Origin of the sequence: Nostoc sp. TCL26-01 (assembly GCF_013393945.1) — a bacterium.
GTDB lineage: Bacteria > Cyanobacteriota > Cyanobacteriia > Cyanobacteriales > Nostocaceae > Trichormus.
In genome coordinates, this window is record NZ_CP040297.1 from 5,414,740 (window position 1) to 5,436,506 (window position 21,767).

Consider the following 21,767-nt stretch of genomic DNA (forward strand, 5'->3'; position numbering starts at 1 on the left):
GTCAATACAATAAAACATTACAGAAACAATTATCCATTAACTTGCTAATATCTAGCTATTTGTAGTCAAATAAAAAACAGGATAGAATAAGGATAATATGCCTGCCAAAGACAAATACCACAATATATTTAAACAATCTCTAATTAAAGATGCTGGACAATAACCCATGATCCATTACGGATTCGTCTAGCTCGTGGTAGAAGCTTGTTTGTTGATTTGGGTGCTGAACGATTATTAGCAGCTGAACGGGGAACCGAAAAAATAGCGGTTGAGGTTAAAAGTTTTACTCGTCCTTCCGATATGAAGGATCTCGAAGAAGCGGTTGGTCAATTTGTTTTGTATGCTCGCTTATTAAAACGTTACTATCCTGAACATAAACTATATCTGGCTGTAACTGAACGCATCCGACAAACAGTTTTTGAAGAAGAAGCAGGACAAACTTTAATTGAGGATGGCATTATTTGTTTAGTGAGTTTTAATCCAACAGAAGAGGTGATTGTCAAAAGGATTCAATAATTAGTAACTATCGGGAAATTGTGGAAAAAATCTTGTCAGAATATGCTGATTTTATTGATACAGATCAACAAGTTCAAGTTGAACTGGTGTTTGATAGAGAGCGCGTTGGGCTTTGCCCCGCCGTAGGCATCGCTACTTACTGGTAGAGGCTGGGTGGCAAAATGGTTATCGTATTTACGGCACATTATTGCATATCGATATTATTAACAATAAGCTTTGGTTACAGCATGACGCTACAGAAGAGGGAGTTGCTGATGAATTAGTTGCTGCGGGAATTCCTAAAGAGCATATTGTTTTAGGATTTAGGTCAATAGAAAGTAGGGAAGTAACCGAGTTTGCTATTTCTTAAAACATGATTATTTATGTCATTAAATCATCTGTTGCGGGTATGCCTGGATAGAAGCGATCGCTGAAAATATCTGCTAAGGAATAACAGAATATTTGCGGGAAAGTGGAGAGGGGAAGGTTTGTTTCTCCTGATGCTAAATCTTTGGCGTTTTCATAAGCTTCTGCAAGGGATGTTTCCAAGTGTGATTGCAAGCTAGGATTTTCACTGAGTAATTTAATAATTTCCCGTCGTTGGATGCGAATTGTAGCCAACCAACTACGACTACGTTTTTCAACTTGATATTCCCATTTTAGTAAATGTCCAATTAATATAGTGAGGCGATTTCGCAATTCTTGGCGTTCTTTTCTGCCCAACGATTCTATCTCTTCAATTAAATTTAACAGATCAAGCTGGTTCCATTGATTATGACGCAATAGATTAGCCTGTTCTTGCGTCCAGGCATAAAAGTCAGTTTCATAGAGATTTTGCATCAGGTTTATCTGGTTTGTGGTGTGTGGATGATCACAATTTATAGCAGTTCCTAAGTAAATAATGTACAGAGTTAATAATTTTCAATGCAGCGTACTGTGTTAATTTATCCATTCTACAATCTCCTAATTAAAACGTAACTACACTGCGAATTGACTCACCTCTGTGCATTAAATCGATAGCATGATTAATCTGCTCAACTGGCATAACATGAGTAATTAAATCATCAATATTTATCTTCCCATCCATATACCAATCAACAATTTTTGGCACATCTGTACGCCCTCTCGCGCCGCCAAATGCTGAACCTTTCCACACACGCCCAGTGACTAATTGAAACGGACGAGTACTAATTTCTTGTCCTGCACCAGCCACGCCAATAATCACACTCACACCCCAACCTTTGTGACAGCATTCTAAGGCTTGACGCATGACTTTGACGTTGCCGATACATTCAAAACTGTAATCAGCACCACCCTTAGTTAAATCAACTAAATAAGCGACTAAATCGCCTGCAACTTCCTGGGGATTGACAAAATGTGTCATGCCAAACTTCTCAGCTAGGGCTTTTTTGTTGGGATTAAGATCCACACCCACAATCATATTAGCTCCCACCATCCGCGCCCCTTGAATGACATTTAAACCAATGCCACCTAAACCAAAAACTACGACATTTGCTCCCGGTTCCACCTTGGCTGTATTGATGACTGCACCGATACCTGTTGTCACGCCACAACCGATGTAACAAACCTTGTCAAAAGGGGCATCTTCCCGAATTTTAGCGACGGCAATTTCTGGCAATACAGTATAGTTGGCAAAAGTCGATGTCCCCATATAATGATGAATCATCTCTCCACCAATACTAAAGCGACTACTGCCATCAGGCATAACACCGCGTCCTTGAGTCGCACGAATGGCTTGGCAGAGATTGGTTTTAAAGCTCAAGCAATAGGCACACTGGCGACATTCCGGGGTGTAGAGGGGAATTACATGATCTCCAGGTTTCACACTGGTGACACCCGCACCTACTTCGACTACCACACCTGCACCTTCATGGCCTAAGATGGCAGGGAATAAGCCTTCGGGATCATCTCCAGACAGCGTATAAGCATCGGTATGGCAAACTCCACTGGCTTTAATTTCGACTAAGACTTCTCCAGCTTTAGGCCCTTCAAGCTGGACGGTTTCAATAGTTAACGGTTTACCCGCGCTGTAAGCCACTGCTGCTTTTACTTCCACAAATCAGTTCTCCCTATAAAATTCCTAAGCTTGTGCTGTCAGTATCCTATCTGGAATAGTTGAGAAATTTGCTCTGTATTCGGAAATATAATTTATCTCAAAAGGTAGTTGCCAAAATTTGATGGACTTTTATGTAAACTAACTAAAATTGCATTTTCTGCTGAGATTGGTACATTAGTTACAGGCGGCAAACGTGAAAGATGATATCTGTCTGCCGTATTCAGCGCTAAAATTTTTGTCAACCCTGCAATTATCTCTACTGTTAAAGCTTATGAACCCTGCCCTAACTAAAATTGGCGATCAAATGTCTAACCTGACTGGTGTCCGCGCGATTATGAAGGACATTATCGAAACGTTAAAATCTGGTGGGGGGCAGGATTTAATTAATTTGAGTGCGGGTAATCCGTTGATATTACCAGAGGTAGAGCAGTTGTGGCGGGATTGCACAGCCGAACTCTTGGCTAGTTCAGAATATGGCGAGGTGGTATGCCGTTATGGTTCTAGTCAAGGCTATGCGCCATTAATCGAAGCAGTTGTGAACGATTTTAACCGTCGCTATGGGCTGAATCTCACCAGTCGCAATATTCTGATCACTCCAGGTAGTCAAACGCTCTATTTTTATGCGGCTAATTGCTTCGGCGGTTATACCAGCAGTGGGGAACTCAAGCAAATTGTCTTACCTTTGAGTCCTGATTATACAGGTTATGGTGGTATTTGTTTGGTTCCCGAAGCTTTAGTTGCTTACAAACCAGCTTTAGATATTGATGCGGCTGCTCACAGTTTTAAGTATCGTCCTGATTTTAGCCAAGTTTCCATCACAGAAAGTACAGGCTGTGTGATTTTCTCCCGTCCTTGTAACCCCACTGGTAACGTGTTGACAGATGACGAGGTGAGGAAAATTGCTGACTTAGCTGCACCTTATAATGTCCCAGTGTTGATTGATTCGGCTTATGCTCCCCCCTTCCCGGCGTTGAATTTTACTGATATGTCGCTGATTTTTGGGGACAATATTCTCCATTGCACCAGTTTATCGAAGGCGGGTTTGCCTGGGGAGAGAATTGGCATTGCTATTGGCAATGAGCGCCTGATTCAAGTCCTCGAATCTTTCCAAACTAATGCTAGTCTACACTCTTCTCGTTATGGACAGGCGATCGCTGCCAGGGCAATTAATTCTGGGGCGCTAGCACAAATCGCAGCACAAGTGATTCGTCCTTTCTACCAAAACAAATTTACCATTGTCGAAAATGCCCTAGAAGCAGCTATGCCCAAGGATTTACCTTGGTTCCTCCATCGTGGTGAGGGGGCGATCTTTAGTTGGTTATGGTTGGAAGATTTACCAATTACTGATTGGGAACTGTATCAAGAACTGAAGAAAGTCGGAGTGATTGTTGTTCCTGGTAGTACTTTCTTCCCTGGCTTAAAAGCAGATTGGCCTCACAAACACCAATGTCTGCGGATTAGTCTCACTGGTAGTGATGCGGAAATTGCTCTGGGTATGCAGCGTCTAGCCAAAGCTGTGGAACAAATTTATCAGCGTACAGCTGTGAGTGCTTAAAAATGAAGCGGAAACAAGTAAGCAAGAGAGAAGAGAAGCAGAAGGATAGGGAAATCAAAAAATCTCCGTCCTCTGTTCTTAACCCCGACAACTGGCTACAAATTGGTAAAATCGTTGCAGCTCAAGGCTTATCTGGGGAAGTCCGAGTCTATCCTGACTCCGACTTTCCCGAACGCTTTGAAGTACCGGGAAAACGTTGGTTATTACATCCAGGAGAAACAGAACCGCAACCCATAGAATTGTTAAAAGGGCGTTATCTGGAAGGAAAAAATTTATATATCTTACAATTAGCGGGGGTGAAAAATCGCACTCAAGCAGAGGAACTCCGAGATTGTATATTGTTTGTTCCTGCTAGCGATCGCCCCGAATTAGGCGAAGATGAATATCATGTCATCGATTTAATTGGCATGGAAGTATTCTTACAAGCCTCTGGGGAACTTGTGGGTACAGTCGTCGATGTCATCCCGGCGGGTAATGATTTGCTAGAGGTGAATCTGCACACATCAACCACCAGTGACAAAAAACCACCAACTGTCTTAATTCCCTTTGTCAAAGCGATCGCTCCTGTGGTAGATTTATCGTCTCGCCGCATGGAAATTACCCCACCGCCAGGGTTGTTGGAATTGGGGGTGGATAACGATAAGTCATAAGTGATGACTTTAAGTGCATAGTTTATTGTCTGGTTGTTTGGCGATCGCTCTCAACCTCGACTTAAATTACCATAGTATCTAGTTGGGTTAAACGCAGTGCAACTCAACATAGATACTGAAAGCTTAAGCGATATCTTGGTTTTGGGTTTCCTTACATCAACCCAACCTATTGATCTATGTAACCAGATATGAATCTTTGAGTGAATTCTCTAAGAATTAGATAAACCTTATATAAATTTACCTTAAAGTCATCAATATAATCACTTAATACTAGTTATTCTGTTTTATATTAATATTCTGCTCAATCAAGATAAATCAAAAATACTTACCTGATATCTTTGCCTATTTAAAATCAAATCGGCAAGTTTTACATTTAAACAACTACATAATTTAAATCAAACCATCTATATCTAGAACTATAACTAAATTAACAAGTATTGTGTTTTCATAATACTTAATTTGTCTCGAATTATTTGCAATTTTAACTAAAATATTCATGATAATTTTATTTTATTTTTCTATTAACAATCAATCATTAGTGCAATAATCTATAACGAAAATTACTTCCGTAAAGTAAACATATCAACCCATGAAAAAAACATCTCAAAAATTGCTGATTCTATCTGCAATAATCTTAACACCTCTTAATATAGGTTTAAGTCAAGCTCCAGCAGCAGCTATTACTCTCAACTTAAGCAACGTCAACTTTGTTGATGGAGGAAAAGCCACAGGTTCATTTGAATACGATGTGGCTACAAACACAATATCCAACTGGAACATTCAAACCACAATTGGTAGTGTACTCACCACAGCATTTAACTATACATCTGCCACCAGTACTGCATTAGCTGCACCGACTTTGCTATCTAGCATGAATGATAAGGTTTTTGTCTTTACTAAAAACCCGCTTATTCCCAACCCACGTTCTCTAGCTATTATTTTGTCCAACCCAGTCAACAATACACCTGGAAGTTTTAGCATAGCCAGTGTCGGTGAAGGTAACATTTCCACCACAAATATTACTAAGCTTTTTAGTGGACAAGCGATTACATTTTCAGGTGCAGGCGGCGGTAGATTAGGTCAAACTGGTGGTAGTGTCGTTAACCCTGTTCCCGAACCAGAAGATATATTAGGCATTGGAGTTGCTTTGGGATTTCTCGGTTTATTTGCGAAGACTTACTACAAAAAAAGCAAGCTAGCATCTTTCTCGAAATAAGACTTTTGACCATTAACTTCTGCTATCTTCTATTTTGCTAGTACAATTGACTACATTTTTTTGTGTTCTTATATTAACGGTTAAGTTGTTCAATATATTTGAGTTTGATAGCTAGGTGTTTACAACATTTACATCCTAGCTTTCTCTCTATTTTATTCAGCGAATTTTATTAATGAAATCCTTACAGACTAACTGCAATGCAGTTAAAAAATTTGACACAATCAAAACTAATCAATTTTGGTTATTGGGAATTGCATCAAGTTTGATTGCCATTCACTTAAGTTTAACCAGTCGTCAAGATGGTAACTTATTTGCCTTGAGTATTTTATTTTGGTTAGCTACATCTTTTTTCGTTTGGCAAAAACGCCACAGTTTAAATTTGGAAAGTAGCCTGTACTCTAGCATCTTCGGCTTTATCATTATTGCCATAATTCTGTTGAGAAGTCTTGCTGCTCCTAGTTGGTCATTTTTAGGACTATTTCCCTTAATTTCCGGCTTAGGTTTTAGCCTAATTGCTTCTGGATTTAAAGGATTAATACAATATCGACAGGAATTAATATTGCTGTTTTTTTTCAAGATTCCTCATATTTTATTAACCCCCATCATTGATATCTCTGCCTTGACTGCTAAGTTTGCCACTTATATCCTTTGGTATTTGGGTTTTGAAGCATCTGTTCAAGGATTTAATGTTGTACTTCCGCAAGGAAGTGTGCTTGTTTATAGTCCCTGTGCCGGATTTGACGGCATACTTGATTTAATTAGATTATCAGTAGTGTTTTTGATTCTATTTCCCTTACAAGGAATTAAAAAAAGAATATTTGTACTTGTGTCATCTATGGTAATTGCCTTTGTCACTAATGGATTTAGAGTAGCCTTAATGGCAATTTTGACTGCTGCACAAAATCAACAGGCTTTTGAATACTGGCATACTGGTAAAGGTTCTTTGATTTTTTCGATGATTTCTACGGCAATATTCGGTGCATTTTATTATTTGTTACTATTACAAGAAAATGCTACAACTAAAATACTCAATCCAAAAACTCTAGATGGAGAACATCAATGATTTTTGGTAAACAATCACGCACTTACTTTTTAGCTTTTAGCTTTTTTGGGGTAATTTTAGTTTTATTAAAAACTCTTGTAGCGCCAATTAAAGAACAACAAACATTAAAATCTCCTGTGTTCCCTTCAGCCGTACCTTTATCTGGATGGCAGTTGCAATCAAGTAAAAACTTAACAGATAAAATCGGCAGAGTCTATCAATATAATCATCAACAGCACAATTTACGCATTGAAATAAATTATGTAGTTGGATATTTAGAAAACGAATTACCATTCCGTCAATATAATCCGCAAACGGTTGACTCTAACAAACCAACTTACATCATTCGCCAATTAGATAAAATGGGTGCTTATGCTTTATCCATCAATCAAAATCGTGCATATTTACACTCTTGTATCAACCCTAATGGATTAAGTGCCATAACTTACGAACAATTTATCTATAATCGCCATACATCTGATTTAAAATTACATCGTCTATTACCAGTACTGTTAAATCAACAGCCACTACGAGATAGTCGTTGTTTTTGGACACATTTATCTATTCCTATCCAGCCAGATAATTCTCATGAAAATTCTTACCAAATTTTAGAAAATGCTTGGATGGCTTGGTATGAATATTGGCATTCTCGTTTTCCTTAATTTTTAAAAATATCCAGTAAATCAAGGATTTTTAATAACATGAATCAATTAAATTCAGATAATGATATAGAAAAACTTACACACTTGTGGAAGTTTAATAACTCCCTAGCTCGTTCAGTCAAACTTTTCCGTTGGGGTGGATATTGTTTATTGCTATTATTCTTATTTGAACTGATAGCCATTCTCACCCCTCTACAGTTCATGAATCCCTCATGGGAGTTTAAAATTTTAGGCGATTTAGTAGAACGTATTGCCATACCCTTAATCGGTTTAATTCTTGTTTTCTATGGTGAAGATAGTGTACGGGGTAAATGGGAAAAGCCCATCTTAAAATTTTTGTATTGGACTACATTATTGTTGGCAATAATCTTATTTTTATTAGTTCCTCTGGGAATTGTTAATGGTATTAGAATTGATAGACAAAACTATCAGTTATATACATCCCAAGTTGAGCAGCAAGTTAACCAGCTACAACAAGCTAAAACGCAATTACAACAAGTTAGTACACCAGCACAGATGGAAGAAATTCTCCGATTTACACAAAATCAAGCTAATGTTCCTAAAATTGCCAATGCTCAACAATTAGAAGATGTCAAAGCTAAATTCTCTGAGTTTCTCACCACTTCTGAAAAACAAGTACGGATAGCAGCCAAAGCAAATTGGAACAATCAACGGCTAAGTTTGATAAAAAATGCTGTTAAATGGAGTCTTGGCGGATTAGTTTCTGGAGTCTGGTTAGTTCTGACATGGCGTAATAATTACTGGATTAAACAAGGTAAGTGGTGATTTATCGCTTTGGTGGGGTGAATGATAAAATTTAAATTTTTAGTAGAGACGTTGCATTGCAACGTCTCTACATAATTTATGTGTATTATGATTAACCTAAAACGGTATTACCTAAATCTAATCATCGGTATGGTTGGGAAAAATTATCAATTTAATTATGATTTCCATCACCAAACTACTCAACCTGTAATTCTTTTCTTACATGGCTTCATGGGCAACCTTGATGAATTTGCCGAAGCCATAGAATTACTAGGGGATGAATTTTCTTATCTCAAGCTGGATTTACCTGGACATGGTAAAACTCAAGTTTTAGCTGGAGATGACTATTATACAATGGCTAATACTGCCCAAGGCATTATTGATTTATTAGATGAACTCAACATCAATCGATGTTTTTTAGTTGGTTATTCTTTGGGTGGTAGATTGGCTTTATATTTAATGCTGTATTTTCCTCAACGTTTTCATCAAGTTATCTTAGAATCAGCTTCTCCAGGTTTAGCTACAGAAACAGCAAGATTAGCCAGAATTAAAAGTGATGCTCAAATAGCGAGGAAATTAATCAGAATTTCCAGTCAAGTTGATTTTGCAGAATTTCTATTAAATTGGTACAATCAACCCATTTTTGGTGCTATCAAAAATCATCTCAAATTTGAGAGTATGGTAGAAAGTCGGTTAAAAAATTATCCCCTAGAATTAGCTAAGTCATTACAGTTTATGGGTACAGGTAGTCAACCATCTTTATGGGAGAAACTTAGAGATAACCAAATACCTCTACTGTTACTAGTTGGTGAACATGATTGTAAATTTATAGACATCAATAAAGAAATGTCCCAGATATCAGCAGCAGCACAACTAAAAGTAATTCCGAATGCTGCACATAATATTCATTTAGAAAAGACTTTAGAATTTGTGCAAAATCTCCAAGAGTTTTTTAAAAACACCAAGTATGACAATAATAGGACATAATATAGGTAAGGATACATCCGTCAGAATACAGGAGTCAGAATAGTTCAAATTCTCATATTTGATGAGTAAGCTAATATTCCTGAACCATGATTAATTCTGACTTCTGACTCCTAGGTGCTGAATTCTTACTAATATAGATACAGAAAAACCCAGTTGTCTAGACAACTGAGTTGATGAACTATTTCTATTCCCAAGATTACAGCCAATCTCGATAAGCTGAGATTTCATTGACGCTAATTTCTAAAGCGCCACCTTTACCAAAAGGGGGATGTACACGAATTTTGGCATTTTTGGTAAATCTTTCTAGGCGATTTCCTAACTGGGGAATATTACTGACTATATGCCAATAAGAGACAATATCAGGGCAGTCAACTATGAGTGTGATAATATTGTCTTTTTTGGTAAGATACCATTGGCAGTTTGTTAGTAGTGCTTGGGTAATGCGATCGCACGCTTGATAAAAGCATCTGCCAATAGATTGTTCCAATTCTAGATGCAGCATTCCATCTTCTTTTGATACCTGTTGAGGAGGTAAATCATCAGGAGGAAGCAGGCTCAATTTAGACATAATTTTGTACCTCTTGGTTGTAGCGCTGCAAACTCTCTAGATTTTTTGGCAGAGAATAAGATGAGGGTTTGAGCGCTATTGTACCTAGATCCAATTCATCTTGGAATTTTTTGATTTTGTCTCGACAAGTAGCAACATCACCAATGATAGAATTTTCTAGCAAGTAGTCTTCATCAAAACAGATATTTGTGCGCTCAAATTGCTTATGTCCACTGGAACTGTTCTGCATCACCTGGGCTGAATTAGCTGTCATTTTTTGGCTAAAATACCTAATAAAAGGTAAAGCCTCACTTACCGCTTCGTCATAAGTTTTACCTACATAAAAGAAGCGTGCTAAAACAAATTTTTCCCCACCACTAGAATTTAAGGCTCGATATGAGTCTAATGTTTTCTTGAGCCTTTCTAACGCAAAGGGAGGCCCCCCCATTAAAGCAAAGGAATTTTTTGCCGCAAATTCTATACCTGCATCATCACCAGTGGCTATATAGACAGGGATTTCCGGTTGTAAGGGTTTGGGGTGAATGGTGAGGCGATCGCATTGATAATATTGTCCGTTAAATGATACATCAGTTTCATATAAAAGCTTTTGAATCAATGCTAATGCCTCCAGCATCATGGCGCGAGATTCACCCATTGGTGTGGCAAAATGCTTATTATGTTGGGGAAATGGCCCCCCTTTAGCCACACCAAATAATAATCGTCCATTGCACAAATTATCTAAGGTGGCAATATCTTCCGCTACTCTAATCGGGTTATGGAATGGTAATAACACCGCCGCCGTACCTAATTTGATAGTGGAAGTTACACCCGCTAAATGTGCCATCAACAACAAGATTGACGAACTCAGATTTACTTCATTAAAATGATGCTCTGTAATCCAGGCTTCCTCAAAACCTAACTTTTCCGCCTGTCTGACTAGCGCTACTTGTTCAAAAATAGCACGGCGCGAGTCTTGATGATGATTTTCGTAATTGCAGAACAGTCCAGTTTTCATTTGTGGCTGACGATATTTACTGCGCTTGATGTGTCAGTTGTTAGTTGTCATTTACTCAATAAATACTAACTACAAACACAATTTTTATCCCTGTGTCGATGACGATTTTACATCTAGGTTGATACTATTTGTAACTCTAACCATAGGCGTGGATCATTATCTTTCAACTTTGATTTAGGATCTCGTAATAACCGCTTGGCATTCATGCAAACTACTTGCACTAATCCCATATTGTCTGCTACTTCTCGGAGTATTTCTTTTTGCGCTTGCACATAGGGGAGTATTTCACCAGGACAGTAAATTCCTATATATTGCAAACGTCTAGCCGGCCGTCCCCAAAAACAGGTGATGACTTTAACATGACACCCATCTAATAATTCCCCAACTTTTGGGTAATAGTCAGTGACGACTCTTGTGAATTCTTTTGCTAGGACATCTTCCGCAATCATTGCAACTGAATATTTCTGTAGCGTACATCACTGCATCTAATATAACATATATTTGTCATTTAATGTTGACAAAATATCTGTTTTTTCCAAATAAAATATTAAAAAATGAGGTGTGCTTTTCCTAAGCATCACCTCAAGCAAACTAAGCAAATTTAATAGTTAAAATACCATTTTTGTATATAAAAATGGTAAAAGTGACTACCTTTAATTCCTGCCAACAGTCAAGTCGCTTCTCTACGAGACGCTACGCGAACGCTCCAATTCAAAATTCAAAATTCAAAATTCAAAATTAAGAAAGCCTGACTTTACAGGGGTTTCTGTGTTTGGATCTGTATCAGATTTTTAGTGAATTGGTATTACCTGTTACCTGTTACCTGTTACCTACCTAAGCAAGAAATTTCAATAATCAAGTCGGATTCCTATATATTTTATCGAGATTTACGCTCTGCTACTAACACTTCAGCAACAATCTCTGGCAAATTGCCCAAATCTCTAAATCCCTCAGAACCACGAATAGGAGAAGAAAAAGTGTAGTTCGGATCACATTCTGCTGTATCGTAGACTTGGATATACCACTTATCAGGAAATCCTTCTACACCTAACTCAACAATGTACCAACTCTCACCCATCAAACGCGAGTTAGAAATGGTAAACCACTCTCTATAATCATCCAAAATATTCCAGTCTGCCAAGAGAAATTCTAATGCTATTTGCCCAGCATCTGTTGCAGTTAGTAGCATGATTACTCCTTATTTGCAACTTCAGAATTAGTATTTTCAGATTTTTGCAAGTCAGGATATAATCCCAATTGCTTTGCTAATTCACGAGCCAAAAAGAATAGAAATTGCGCCCCATCTTGATTACCTTGATGAGCAAATGTTGTTGCTACTTGCACAATAGCCTCTACAAAACTAGCATCAATTAATTCTGATTTAGCTTCTAAAACTTCCGGCTCTTGGCCATTAGGACATTTCAATAACTCATCAATCAAATTAAAATATAAAACCTGGCGTTCTTGGGTTGTGTCTGTCATGATGAATTTGTGATTTGACAAAATTGTGGTTATTTTTAGACGTGGCACTAATTATTTGTACAGACGTTATATGCAAAGTCTCTACTGTTCAATACTCTGTCGCCAAAGCCTCTCTAACATTTCGATTTGCTCTTTTAAAACCGTCGCACGGTAAACAAGATACCTATCATAGATAATAATTCCTAACCCGATAAATATAGGAGTTAGCAAAATAAACCATTGCAAAATGGTAGCCAGTCTATAATATTCAGCACTCAGCAGTTGATTCACGGCATTTTGATCAGAAAATTGGGTGCTAACTAAATGTGGAGGTAAGTTTTGAGGCGGATTTGTGGTAGACGTAATCGTATTTGCTTGACTAATATTATTAACTTCATTATTTAATTTCTGTGTTTTAGCGAACTCTATATGTTTTATCCAAACTACACTGAATACTGCCAGTCCTGGAGATAACACTGCTAATGTAACTAGACAAACTGTAAGGAAATTTAAAAGCTTAACTTTCATATTGGCTCGCTTTGCTAGGTAGTCAGCACACAGAAATAAAATATGTCATAATTTAGAAGTGAGCATAATAAAAAAACAATGTAGCTTTTGGTTTATTAATATGCCAAGAGTACTTAAATAAAAATCTTATTTATTCAATCTGACTGCTGTTTACTGATTAAGAAGTCCCCCCTGGTTCTTTGGTTTAACCCATTGAATTTCGGGGGGTAGAGGGGAATCTCTGCGTAAATCCTATAAGTTTTATATCAGCCGACCTTCCTAACCACTGTGAAATGGAGTCAGATCAAGATTATTAAATTTATTATGTTTGTACTCAAAGTCTACAATGCTTACACTATCAGCTTGACAAAAATTATTTGGGGTAGGGGTACTAGTATTGTTAGGGTGAGGTACTAGCATTAATTGGGGAGGGTTCTAGTATTGCTCAAATCAATCTCAAAGCTAACGGAGTGAATCATACAAGCAATTTTATTTTTGAGTACTGGATGGATAAAACTTGTACTCAAACAAAATATCTGTATGGATGATAATATACAATGAATCAATAAAACAACATTAAATATTTACAAATAAGTTCAAGTTTTCTTACTAGCAAGTAAATCCTAAAAATTCTGTTTACTTTGTAGTGTTATGCCGCAGGCTTCACCTTTTATCGTGGTGCATTACGGCAAAGAGATAAATTTTGGGGCTGATGAAGTTATCTTGACCTGTAACATAACCTACAGTAATTAAGATGCCTATATAAAAAGTTGATTCGGAGGATTGTTGATAAATAGACGGCAGTTTTAAAAATAGAGTTCCATTAAACTACGACATTCAATAATTTTTTAATATTTTAAAAATTTAAATATATTCTCAGTAATAAAAAGGCTGTTTTACACAAAAATAAATTTGCAAATGTCGCTAAAATACCTTCTTTGGTAGCCAGTTTTGTGTTTTAGTGAGAGTACATGGTTTATGCTCTCACGTAAAAGTATGGATAAAATTAATACATTTAAGCTAATTGTTATAAGCTGATTGTTATAAGTAAACATTTCGATTCTGAAGTGATAATTTTGGGGGTAAATGAATGCGAATTGCTAATGATGTTACAGAACTTATTGGACATACACCTCTAGTTAAGCTGAACAAGATTCCCCAAGCAGAAGGAGTAACGGCCAGAATCGTCGTCAAACTGGAAGGAATGAATCCAGCCGCGTCTGTAAAAGACCGGATTGGGGTAAGTATGATTATCTCAGCTGAGGCTGACGGTTTAATCGAACCAGGAAAGACAATTTTAGTAGAACCGACTTCTGGTAATACAGGGATTGCTCTAGCGATGGTAGCAGCAGCTCGTGGCTATCGTCTGATTTTGACTATGCCAGAAACCATGAGTCAAGAAAGACGCGCCATGCTGAGAGCCTATGGTGCAACTTTGGAATTGACACCAGGAACAGAAGGGATGCGGGGAGCAATCCGCAAGGCAGAGGAAATTGTTGCCAAAACACCTAATGCTTATATGTTACAACAGTTCCGCAACCCAGCTAACCCCAAAATTCACCGTGAAACTACCGCCGAAGAAATCTGGACAGATACAGACGGTGAGGTAGATATTGTGATTGCAGGGGTAGGTACTGGGGGAACGATTACAGGGATTGCAGAGGTACTTAAACAGCGTAAACCCAGCTTTCAAGCGATCGCAGTTGAACCCAGCAATAGCCCAGTTCTCTCCGGTGGTGAAGCCGGGCCACACAAAATCCAAGGTATCGGCGCAGGCTTCGTTCCCGATGTCCTCCGCTTGGAATTAGTCGATGAAGTCATCAGAGTCAGCGACGATCAGGCTATGGCTTACGGACGACGTTTAGCTAAAGAAGAAGGTTTATTATCGGGTATTTCCTCCGGTGCGGCTTTGTGTGCAGCCATTCAAGTCGGTAAGCGTCCAGAAAACGCCGGTAAGCTAATTGTGATGATTCAACCATCCTACGGGGAGCGTTATCTGAGTACGCCTTTGTTTCAAGACTTGACGATTGAACCTGCTAGTGTGAAGTAGGGACGGTTTTTTTGAAAAGGGGTGTAGGGGTGTAAACAGTGAGCAGTGAACAGTGAACAGTGAACGTTTATTAACTGGTAACTGATAACTGTTAACTGTTAACTGATTTGGTAGGGGTGTGGGGGTGTAAGTGAGTAAAAATTCTCAACCTTCATACCCTGACATCCTTGATTTAACTTGTGATTTTCTCTTAGTCACAATAGAATTTAATAAAAGAGTCTATCAATTTTGATGCAGACACATCGAGTCTGAATGATTTTTGCTCGTTTTATCCCTGTCAAGGGAATTTAAACTGATGTTATTTGTGACAAAACTCTGGTTATCTTCAAAAGAAGCTCTGTCCTTCAATTCTTCTGCTAGTAAGGAGAAAATGAGAGCAATAGCTTACAGCATGGATTTGTTGTTACCTGGCTTGTATTTATGGTTACCAGGAGGTTTTAGTCTTCGTCTTGGTGGTGATCTACCAGATCAGGAGGTTTTAGTCTTCGTCTTGGTGGTGATCTACCAGATGATGAACCTTATAAATATCCCGGAGAAATTCATAGCCCTGCTGGTTTTGCTTTAGTATTACCAGGATATAAAATACTAACAACATACCAGGGTAGCTATGACCCTAAACAAACATCAGATACAGGGTTTACCAAATTTTAGCCCGAAATCCTTGTAGAGACGTTGCACTGCAACGTCTCTACATTCATTTTTACTAGATGTCTAATAGTCAAAAACCCTTCTAGGCAAATCTAGAAGGGCTTTGTTTTAATGATTACATCCTTCCCTGTGGTGTTCCGGCTGGCTGTGATGGTTGCAACCACCTTGATGATCGTGGTGATGATCGTGGCTATGTCCATGTCCGTGAGCGCAGCCTTGTAAGTCTTGGCTCATGAGGTTTTCGCTCATTTGGCGGAAAGATTCGTCTACTGGTTTTAAGCCAATCCACGTTTCTAGGGTTTCGACATCAAACCCTACTTCACGGCGATCGCCTACTTGCAATAAAGGACGGCGAATTAATAGAGGTTCTCTCAGCATCAGGAATAAGGCTGTTTGCTCGTCCAATTGTTCGGGAACTATCTCACCAGATTTTACTCTGGGGGCGGAGCGATTAAACCATTCGCTGATGGGGCGATCGCCAAAAAATGAACGCAGACGTTCCGCCGTCCAAGGTTCAGTAAGTAGGTTGTAAGTGACAACTTCATGTCCAGCAGCAGTTAATAACACCTTTTGACGAGTACCACCTTTACAACCAGGTTTTTCGTAGAAAATCACTCTAGCCATTGAATTATCTCCTAGTGATGAGGGGATAGGGGATAGGGTATAGGAGATAGTAACTGTAACCTGTCACCTATAACCTGTCACCTTTTAAAACTTTCTCGCGCTGTGGGTTTGGGAATCAAATTCAAACCTTTGTTTAGGATCGGTTTCCCCGTAAATATTGAAGGTGACTGTTGGTTCATCACCTATAGCTTGGACGCTATGAATTGCATCGGGGGTGAAGCTAATAATGTCTCCAGGTAAGAGGGTAATTTCTCCCGTTGCGGCAATTTTGTCTTGTGAGTTTTCGCTTTGGGTGCGTCGCCAAACAGTATTTTTTTCTTGTCCTTTTAAGACTGCGACAACTCCCCATGTTCCATGATTATGAATATTAGATAGGGTTCCTGGTGCAAAAGTTACTGTTTGCACCGTCAACGGAAAACCCAATTCATCATATAACAGTAGAACAGAGGTTCCTGTTGTTGGAGAAGGTTCTAAATACTGACTCCGCACCCAGTAAGAATTGACAATCAAGCGTCTGACGAGCATTCGGATTTCTGGTAAACGACTCGATTCATCGCTTACCTGATTGAGAATATCTTCCATCTCAGTTAAAAACCGATAAAGACGATAATTCTCTTGTAATAAATCCCAACTTCTCGCTGATTTACACACTTGATATTGACCGTCTCCCGTCAAGAGCCAATCTCTACCTTGCATGATTTTTAAACTCTAAATTGAGAGGCTTGGGGGAATACAAATACAGGTGTGGTTACATTGGGAAGAGTTTGGCGAGGATATGTGGGAGCAATAACAGTTGAAGGAAAAATGTCATTGCTACTAGAAGATGTAGAGAGCGCTTGATAGGAAGATCCGGTAAAAAATGAGAACATATTCATGGTTATTGATGCGTAATTTCCACTGTTAACAATCGTAATTACGAATTATTCATCGTCTTCTTCGGCTGGACGGGTTAAAACATCCAGTAGGATTCCGGCTCCAAAATCATGCTTATCGTCAATGGCTTTGACTCTAGTACTGATTTCTTTTGCACGCTCGATTTCCCCTAACTTTGCTAATACTAGTCCAGCAGCAGCATAAGCATTTAAGTACAATCTGATTGGCAATTCTTCCCGACGATTGACTAAGATGGGTTGGAGTTGCTCCCAGTCATCAGGGAAATTTTCGGTTTCTTTAATTTTATCTAATAATTGGAAAGTTGTTTGTAACGCTAGAGAATAATTATTTTTATAGTAAAAAAACCTATAAGCTGCTACTAATACATCGGTATTTCCTCCAGTTTGCGCTAATGCTTGTTGGATATATTGCTCTGATGCTGAAGTGTTTTCCCAATTTTGTGCTGCTAATATTAATAACTTTTTGACATCTTCAGGAACTTGAAACCAGGAAAATTTGTTAGTGTCGATGTGCATAATATTGGGATTGGGAACTGGGGATGAGGAGATGGGGAAGCAGGAGGAGCAGGGGAGCAGAGGAGAAAAACTTCTTAACTCACTTCCTCACTCCCTCACTCAGCACTCAGCACTCAGCACTCTCTCACTCCCTCACTCTCCTTAAAAGAGTGTGAGAATGTAAACCAAAGTGAACAGCACAATCCAGATAATGTCTACAAAGTGCCAGTAAATTTCTGCCATTTCAATGCCAGTGTGTTTGGTGGCAGAATAGTGACCGGGACGACGCGATCGCCACAATACACCTAAGATCAACAACAGTCCGATAAACACGTGTAGTCCGTGGAAGCCGGTCATGATATAGAAGCAGTTGGCGAAGATATTCGTAGTCAGGCCATAGCCTAAGTTTTGATACTCATAAACCTGACCAGCTAAAAAAACTGCTCCCATAATGGCGGTGATAATATACCAAAACCGCATTCCCCAGATGTTATTCTTTTTAATCGCCACATCACCAAAGTGAATGACGAAACTACTAGACACGAGAATAATCGTGTTAATAGTGGGGACAAATAACTCTACTTCTGTTCCCTCTGGCGGCCAAACTGCTGTTGTCCCCTTAAAGAACAAATAAGTGGCAAAAAATCCGCCAAACATCAAAGATTCGGAAACCAGGAATGTCAGCAACCCCCAAACTCGTAAATCTGGATGCGCCTCATGTCCCACATCATGATGTTCTGATGTTGTCGCTACAGTCATACCTTTTATCCTTGGAATAGATGTTGAGAATCTAGTTAGGTGCGTTATCAACATGAGTTCTAACGCACCGAAATCTAGATGGTGTGGTGCGTTAGCCTGTGGCGTAACACACCCTACAAACTACAAACTTTGTTCTAATTACGCACTAACTTCTGGTGTAGCTTCCACACTATGACCGTAGTCATAAGGGCCATGAGTCACCACAGGCAAAACTTCCCAGTTCTCAACTAAAGGAGGTGAGTTAGTAGTCCATTCCAAACTCAAAGCTTCCCAAGGATTATCCCCGGCTAATTCTCCCTTGCTCCAACTGTAGATAACGTTGATGGCAAAGGGAACTACCGATAAACCTAAGATAAATGCGCCAATGGTACAAAGTACGTTCAAGTCAACGAATTGGGGGTCATACATTGCCACCCGTCTGGGCATACCTTGTAAACCTAACTCGTGCATAGGTAGGAATGTCAAGTTAGTCCCAATCAAGGTGAGGGCAAAGTGTATCCGTCCCCAGCCTTCGTTTAACTTCCGTCCTGTCATTTTTGGGAACCAGTGGTAAATGCCGGCATATATACCAAACACAGAACCACCAAACAGGACGTAGTGGAAGTGTGCCACTACATAATAGGTATCGTGGACGTGAACATCAAAGGGTGCTGTTCCCATAGTTACGCCGCTTAAGCCACCCATGACAAACATGGATAACAAACCGATCGCAAACAACATGGCACTGGTAAAACGAATCTTACCACCCCACAAGGTCGCTACCCAGCCGAAAATCTTCACGCCGGTGGGAACAGCCACAATTAAGGTAGAGATGGTGAAAAACATCCGCATCCAGCCGGGTGTACCACTGGTGAACATATGGTGTACCCAGACGAACAACCCGACAACGCAAATGGCGACACTAGAATAAGCGATCGCTTTATAGCCAAAAATCGGCTTGCGTGCATGAACGGGAATGACTTCGGACATAATGCCGAAGATGGGCAGAATCATCAGATATACTGCCGGGTGGGAGTAGAACCAGAATAAATGCTGGTAAATAACGACGTTACCACCTGCATCTGGTTTAAAGAAGGAAGTTCCAAAGTTGAGGTCAAATAATAGCAACACCAAACCCGCAGCTAACACAGGTGTAGAGAGTAATGCTAGTACAGAGGTGGCTAAAATTGCCCAGCAAAATAAAGGTAATTGATCCCATTTCATGCTGGGAACCTTCATCATCAGGATAGTGACGACGAAGTTGAGTGAACCCAAAATGGAAGAAGTACCCACCAAAACGATCGCCAAAATCCACAAACTTTGGGCGATGGGTGCTGTCACCAGACTTAAAGGTGGGTAGGCTGTCCAACCAGATTGGGAACCACCAAACACAAAACTCAGTAACAACAGTAAACCGGCGGGTGGGTTCAACCAAAAAGCGATCGCATTCAGCTTGGGGAAAGCCATGTCCCTTGCACCAATCATCAAGGGAATCAGGTAGTTACCAAACCCCCCAATTGCACTAGGCACAATCCATAAGAAAATCATGATTGTGCCATGATTGGTCATGAAAGCGTTGTACAGATTGGGATCGATGAAGTCTGCATCAGGTGTTGCCAACTCCGTACGGAGAGCGATCGCCATCAACCCACCGATCAGATAAAATACAAACGCTGTCACGAGGTATTGGATACCAATTACCTTATGATCTATGTTGAAGGTAAAGTAGTCGCGCCATTTCCAGGCGGGAATATGTGAAGCGTGTGTCACTGCTTGATGTTGGGATTGATGATCTTCTGGTGGTGTGTGTCGAGGGAATTCTACTTGTGTCATATTTTTTACTGATTTCTCAGAGTCCAACATTGAGAGTAGTTAGTTGTAACTCTTGACTAATGACTAATGACTAATCCCGAATTTCTCACGAAATTTATGAAACCGAAGCCCAGAGGCTGTAGGGGCGGGTTCATGAGATATTCGTGAATAATTGAAGCATATTTGTGAACCCGCCCCTACCGTTTTGTGAGAAATGCAGGTAATGACTCTATACCCATGTTGTGAATGTGGGGGGCGAGAAAATCTGCTGTGGATAAATCAGCCGGGTTAACTGCAACAACTTGATGAGGGTTTTGTTGTTGCGCTACCTGATTTTCTGTCAACCAGCTATCAAATTCCTCTGGTGTGTGGACAATTACCTGAGTCCGCATCGAACCATGATAACCACCGCACAGTTCAGTACACACTACTGGGTATGTACCGGGTTTTGTAGCGACGAATCGTAATTCGGTAGCGATACCAGGAATTGCGTCTTGCTTCAGGCGGAATTGGGGAACCCAAAAAGAGTGAATTACATCCTGGGCGGAGAGATTGAGTTGCACATCAGCACCAACGGGAACGTGTAATTCCCCAGTGGAAACGCCATTGTTAGGATAGTCAAATATCCAAGCAAACTGCATCCCAGTCACATTCACGACCAAATCAGCAGTTTTACCTTGATTTGTCGGATTCGCACCAATACCGATACCGGGAGTGGGAGTAGATGGTGCGGTATTGTCTAGAGTAGCAGCGATCGCACTCCCTGAAGCATGAGCCACATGAGCCGAACCATGAGGATGAGTCCCTGGTTCTAAACCACCCATTTGGTTAAACACATCTACACTGTAGATCCCTAAGCAAATGACGATTATAGAGGGAATTGCCGTCCAAAAGATTTCTAAGGGAACGTTACCTTCTACAGCTACGCCATCAGTATTGTCACCCCGACGACGACGATACTTGAACAGAAAGATCAAAATCGTTCCTTCTACTACCAAAAACAAAGCGATCGCAATGGTAAACATAATATTAAAAAATCCGTCTACCAAAGGCGCTTGTAGTGATGCTTGAACTGGTAATAGATTGTGATGTTGACCAATCCACAGACTGATTGCTCCTACTAATATCCCCGCAATCAGAGTCCAAAGTGAAACAGGAATTTGTTGCATAGTACCTGCTATTTTAATTATGGTCATTGGGAATTGGTGATTGGTGATTGGTGATTGGTAATTAGTGATTGATAATTGGTAAAATTCTTGCCTATTCCCATTACCCATTACCCATTACCCATTACCTATTACCCATTACCCATTCCCTCACATCCTGCGCTCTTGATATCTACCTATAGGCTTTTACATTGAGACAGGCTAGATTTTGGCATCTCACTTACTAAAGTTCTAACTTGCTCTGATAAAAATTGGGGGAAACTTTCCAGATATCTTCATATCTTTTCCCCCAATAACTTAAAAATATATTTTGAGTATGGTGACAAAGTAGCCCTTTAACAGTTATCAGTTATCAGTTATCA

General features: G+C 39.6%; 25 protein-coding genes. 11 read left to right on the forward strand and 14 right to left on the reverse strand.

Features of this window, described 5'->3' with window-relative positions; translation table 11 throughout:
- The first annotated feature begins 204 nt into the window (after positions 1–204).
- The gene (locus tag FD725_RS23355) at positions 205–516 is read left to right on the forward strand and encodes an element excision factor XisH family protein (protein WP_256871720.1); all 312 of its coding nucleotides are present in this window, start codon (positions 205–207) and stop codon (positions 514–516) included.
- A gap of 112 nt (positions 517–628) precedes the next feature.
- Positions 629–865, forward strand: a complete 237-nt coding sequence (locus FD725_RS23360) for a XisI protein (RefSeq protein ID WP_256871721.1) — start codon at positions 629–631, stop codon at positions 863–865.
- 11 nt (positions 866–876) lie between these two features.
- On the opposite strand, the gene FD725_RS23365 is transcribed toward FD725_RS23360, so the two are convergent.
- Positions 877–1,335, reverse strand: coding sequence for a DUF29 domain-containing protein (locus FD725_RS23365; protein WP_179050358.1), 459 nt, complete (start codon positions 1,333–1,335; stop codon positions 877–879).
- Positions 1,336–1,462: 127 nt separating this feature from the next.
- On the reverse strand, positions 1,463–2,572 hold the full coding sequence (locus FD725_RS23370) for an S-(hydroxymethyl)glutathione dehydrogenase/class III alcohol dehydrogenase (RefSeq protein WP_179050359.1): 1,110 nt from the start codon (positions 2,570–2,572) through the stop codon (positions 1,463–1,465).
- A gap of 271 nt (positions 2,573–2,843) precedes the next feature.
- On the opposite strand from FD725_RS23370, the gene FD725_RS23375 reads away from it, so the two are divergent.
- The 7 genes from FD725_RS23375 to menH all read left to right on the forward strand — a co-directional run bounded on the left by FD725_RS23375 (position 2,844) and on the right by menH (position 9,449).
- Entirely contained in the window at positions 2,844–4,127 is a 1,284-nt protein-coding gene (locus tag FD725_RS23375) for a valine--pyruvate transaminase (protein WP_179050360.1), read from the forward strand.
- Between the two features lie 2 nt (positions 4,128–4,129).
- Complete coding sequence (gene rimM, locus FD725_RS23380) at positions 4,130–4,777, forward strand: ribosome maturation factor RimM (protein ID WP_179050361.1); 648 nt, start codon at positions 4,130–4,132, stop codon at positions 4,775–4,777.
- Between the two features lie 589 nt (positions 4,778–5,366).
- On the forward strand, positions 5,367–5,993 hold the full coding sequence (locus FD725_RS23385) for a PEP-CTERM sorting domain-containing protein (RefSeq protein WP_179050362.1): 627 nt from the start codon (positions 5,367–5,369) through the stop codon (positions 5,991–5,993).
- Positions 5,994–6,165: 172 nt separating this feature from the next.
- Complete coding sequence (gene crtA / locus FD725_RS23390; RefSeq protein ID WP_179050363.1) at positions 6,166–7,056, forward strand: cyanoexosortase A; 891 nt, start codon at positions 6,166–6,168, stop codon at positions 7,054–7,056.
- Positions 7,053–7,697, forward strand: coding sequence for a cyanoexosortase A system-associated protein (locus FD725_RS23395; RefSeq protein WP_179050364.1), 645 nt, complete (start codon positions 7,053–7,055; stop codon positions 7,695–7,697). The genes crtA and FD725_RS23395 overlap by 4 nt, the downstream gene beginning before the upstream one ends.
- 39 nt (positions 7,698–7,736) lie before the next feature.
- On the forward strand, positions 7,737–8,483 hold the full coding sequence (locus FD725_RS23400; RefSeq protein ID WP_179050365.1) for an HpsJ family protein: 747 nt from the start codon (positions 7,737–7,739) through the stop codon (positions 8,481–8,483).
- 129 nt (positions 8,484–8,612) lie between these two features.
- Positions 8,613–9,449: a 2-succinyl-6-hydroxy-2,4-cyclohexadiene-1-carboxylate synthase gene (gene menH / locus FD725_RS23405; protein WP_179051660.1), complete on the forward strand. Its 837-nt coding sequence runs from the start codon at positions 8,613–8,615 to the stop codon at positions 9,447–9,449.
- Positions 9,450–9,645: 196 nt separating this feature from the next.
- Here menH and FD725_RS23410 read toward each other — a convergent pair whose 3' ends face one another.
- The 6 genes from FD725_RS23410 to FD725_RS23435 all read right to left on the reverse strand — a co-directional run bounded on the left by FD725_RS23410 (position 9,646) and on the right by FD725_RS23435 (position 13,000).
- Entirely contained in the window at positions 9,646–10,017 is a 372-nt protein-coding gene (locus FD725_RS23410) for a hypothetical protein (protein WP_179050366.1), read from the reverse strand.
- Positions 10,010–11,011 (reverse strand): LLM class flavin-dependent oxidoreductase, encoded by a 1,002-nt coding sequence (locus FD725_RS23415; protein WP_179050367.1) that lies wholly within the window; start codon positions 11,009–11,011, stop codon positions 10,010–10,012. The genes FD725_RS23410 and FD725_RS23415 overlap by 8 nt, the downstream gene beginning before the upstream one ends.
- A 113-nt stretch (positions 11,012–11,124) precedes the next feature.
- A complete protein-coding gene (locus FD725_RS23420) occupies positions 11,125–11,460 on the reverse strand; it encodes a hypothetical protein (RefSeq protein WP_179050368.1) in 336 nt (111 codons plus the stop codon).
- Positions 11,461–11,888: 428 nt separating this feature from the next.
- Positions 11,889–12,200: a hypothetical protein gene (locus tag FD725_RS23425; protein ID WP_179050369.1), complete on the reverse strand. Its 312-nt coding sequence runs from the start codon at positions 12,198–12,200 to the stop codon at positions 11,889–11,891.
- Positions 12,201–12,202: 2 nt separating this feature from the next.
- On the reverse strand, positions 12,203–12,493 hold the full coding sequence (locus FD725_RS23430) for a hypothetical protein (protein WP_179050370.1): 291 nt from the start codon (positions 12,491–12,493) through the stop codon (positions 12,203–12,205).
- Between the two features lie 81 nt (positions 12,494–12,574).
- Complete coding sequence (locus FD725_RS23435) at positions 12,575–13,000, reverse strand: hypothetical protein (RefSeq protein ID WP_179050371.1); 426 nt, start codon at positions 12,998–13,000, stop codon at positions 12,575–12,577.
- Positions 13,001–14,069: 1,069 nt separating this feature from the next.
- Here FD725_RS23435 and cysK point away from each other — a divergent pair.
- Both cysK and FD725_RS23445 read left to right on the forward strand, forming a co-directional pair.
- Complete coding sequence (gene cysK, locus FD725_RS23440) at positions 14,070–15,029, forward strand: cysteine synthase A (RefSeq protein WP_179050372.1); 960 nt, start codon at positions 14,070–14,072, stop codon at positions 15,027–15,029.
- Positions 15,030–15,324: 295 nt separating this feature from the next.
- Positions 15,325–15,594 carry a hypothetical protein gene (locus tag FD725_RS23445; RefSeq protein ID WP_256871722.1) on the forward strand — a complete coding sequence of 90 codons (270 nt, stop codon included), beginning with the start codon at positions 15,325–15,327 and terminating at the stop codon, positions 15,592–15,594.
- Positions 15,595–15,785: 191 nt separating this feature from the next.
- Here FD725_RS23445 and FD725_RS23450 read toward each other — a convergent pair whose 3' ends face one another.
- The 6 genes from FD725_RS23450 to FD725_RS23475 all read right to left on the reverse strand — a co-directional run bounded on the left by FD725_RS23450 (position 15,786) and on the right by FD725_RS23475 (position 21,408).
- The gene (locus tag FD725_RS23450; RefSeq protein WP_179050373.1) at positions 15,786–16,301 is read right to left on the reverse strand and encodes an ArsC/Spx/MgsR family protein; all 516 of its coding nucleotides are present in this window, start codon (positions 16,299–16,301) and stop codon (positions 15,786–15,788) included.
- 84 nt (positions 16,302–16,385) lie between these two features.
- Entirely contained in the window at positions 16,386–16,997 is a 612-nt protein-coding gene (locus tag FD725_RS23455) for a cupin domain-containing protein (protein WP_179050374.1), read from the reverse strand.
- Positions 16,998–17,221: 224 nt separating this feature from the next.
- Positions 17,222–17,710: a hypothetical protein gene (locus FD725_RS23460; RefSeq protein ID WP_179050375.1), complete on the reverse strand. Its 489-nt coding sequence runs from the start codon at positions 17,708–17,710 to the stop codon at positions 17,222–17,224.
- Between the two features lie 141 nt (positions 17,711–17,851).
- Entirely contained in the window at positions 17,852–18,502 is a 651-nt protein-coding gene (locus tag FD725_RS23465; RefSeq protein ID WP_179050376.1) for a heme-copper oxidase subunit III, read from the reverse strand.
- Between the two features lie 84 nt (positions 18,503–18,586).
- The gene (ctaD, locus tag FD725_RS23470; RefSeq protein ID WP_179050377.1) at positions 18,587–20,260 is read right to left on the reverse strand and encodes a cytochrome c oxidase subunit I; all 1,674 of its coding nucleotides are present in this window, start codon (positions 20,258–20,260) and stop codon (positions 18,587–18,589) included.
- 176 nt (positions 20,261–20,436) lie between these two features.
- Positions 20,437–21,408, reverse strand: a complete 972-nt coding sequence (locus FD725_RS23475; RefSeq protein WP_179051661.1) for a cytochrome c oxidase subunit II — start codon at positions 21,406–21,408, stop codon at positions 20,437–20,439.
- Positions 21,409–21,767: the final 359 nt, after the last annotated feature.